Source organism: Microcystis sp. M53603_WE2 (genome assembly GCF_030065435.1).
Genome location: NZ_JASJFF010001303.1, coordinates 1 through 1,365 on the forward strand (window position 1 = coordinate 1; position 1,365 = coordinate 1,365).

Here is a 1,365-nt window from a genome sequence, read left to right on the forward strand (position 1 = left end):
TAGACAGTCATCGCAGCTGCGAGAATTAAATTCTATTCTTTTATCTAAAAAAAACTTTTGTTGTTCCTCTAGATTTTTAAGTTCATAAAAATCCTGCTGGATTTGTTTAAGCTTGACTATTAATTCTTTGACATTATCTTTAATAACATTATAAGCCATGATTAAATCAGGATTGATGTCATTAATAATAACTTTTTGGACAGGAGAAAAATTATTTAAGACTGAGAATAAAACTGCCCCACCTCCGACAAAAGGTTCAATGTAGTTAAACTGACAATCCTGAGAAATATGGGAATTAATTAAAGATATAATATTGGGAACCAGTTGAGTTTTGCCTCCCGCCCACTTTAAAAAAGGTTTGCCGCTAACTGTTTTCCTTTGAGACAAAGAAGTGGTCATTATTCCTACCAGATTATCCTAATTTATTCAATTTACAGCGCAATTCAAGAAAACCTGAAGGCGGATTTGGGATCAGAAAGGTAAACGGGGCATTTTTTTCAATACTGACTCAATTTGGTTGATTAAATCCAGCAGACGATTGCCATCCACATGAACCTCGCTGGTGGGATAATTGTCGAGGACTTCGATGATTTGAATCTCATTATCATTAATGGCAGAAGTGACTAGGGAACCCCGTAAAGCTTGCCGACTAGCAGCCCGATTGGGGGTGTGGACAATTTCGGCGGCGTAATCTAGCAAACTTTCGCCAAAAAAACTATTAAGAAATTTGGAAAGAAAGACGGCATCCACCGCTACCCGACGATTAAGGATTTTACGGAATTCTTCGGGTTTTTGGTTAGCCATCTTTAATTGTGACGCTAAAGCGGGAGCTAATTCGCCTGTTTCGCTCAATTGCTTTAATTCTGATACCGATACAGACCCTTGGAAGATGTAGTATTTGATGATAGCTGATTCGGCGGCTGACAAAGACTGACAAACACCGAGAAAGATAGATATTCCTAGGGGAAGTAAAAGATTTTTGAACATAAACCAAAGGTGCAAAACAAGCGAAAAGCGATCGGGATGATTGACTCATTCTAGCGGAATTGGTTGCCGCTTAGGAAAAACTTAAGACGGTGTGGATTATCTAGAGATGAATTTTTTAGTCACCCAACTAGGGGCAGAAAGCTGATAGCTTAATGCTAATCACTAATTTACATTCGCGAGAGAGCAGCGATTTTCGCTAGTTTATCTTTTTCCAAACCGTTGAGATCCTCTAGCTTCAACCATCCTTCCTTTAATAGTTGAGCAAAGACAAAAATTAGGGAAGTATAGCGATAGTCATATTTACCATCAATCTGATGTCGTCGGGCGCTTAGATAATCGTGCATTTGCCAGATATCATCTAAAACCGTGATCTGACCA

At 38.6% G+C, this 1,365-nt stretch carries 3 protein-coding genes; all 3 read right to left on the minus strand.

Features of this window, described 5'->3' with window-relative positions; genetic code table 11:
• A partial coding sequence (locus PX481_RS27310) for a DNA adenine methylase (RefSeq protein WP_288097079.1) occupies window positions 1–399 on the minus strand: 399 nt, incomplete at its 3' end.
• 72 nt (window positions 400–471) lie between these two features.
• On the minus strand, window positions 472–987 hold the full coding sequence (locus PX481_RS27315) for an alpha/beta hydrolase (RefSeq protein WP_002760940.1): 516 nt from the start codon (window positions 985–987) through the stop codon (window positions 472–474).
• Between the two features lie 167 nt (window positions 988–1,154).
• The coding region (gene frp, locus PX481_RS27320) for a fluorescence recovery protein (RefSeq protein ID WP_502888641.1) at window positions 1,155–1,365 on the minus strand (211 nt) is incomplete at its 5' end.

Coding starts and splice junctions, on each gene's coding strand:
- PX481_RS27315 (WP_002760940.1), bottom strand. CDS start 987: ATGTTCAAAAATCTTTTACTTCCCCTAGGAATATCTATCTTTCTCGGT.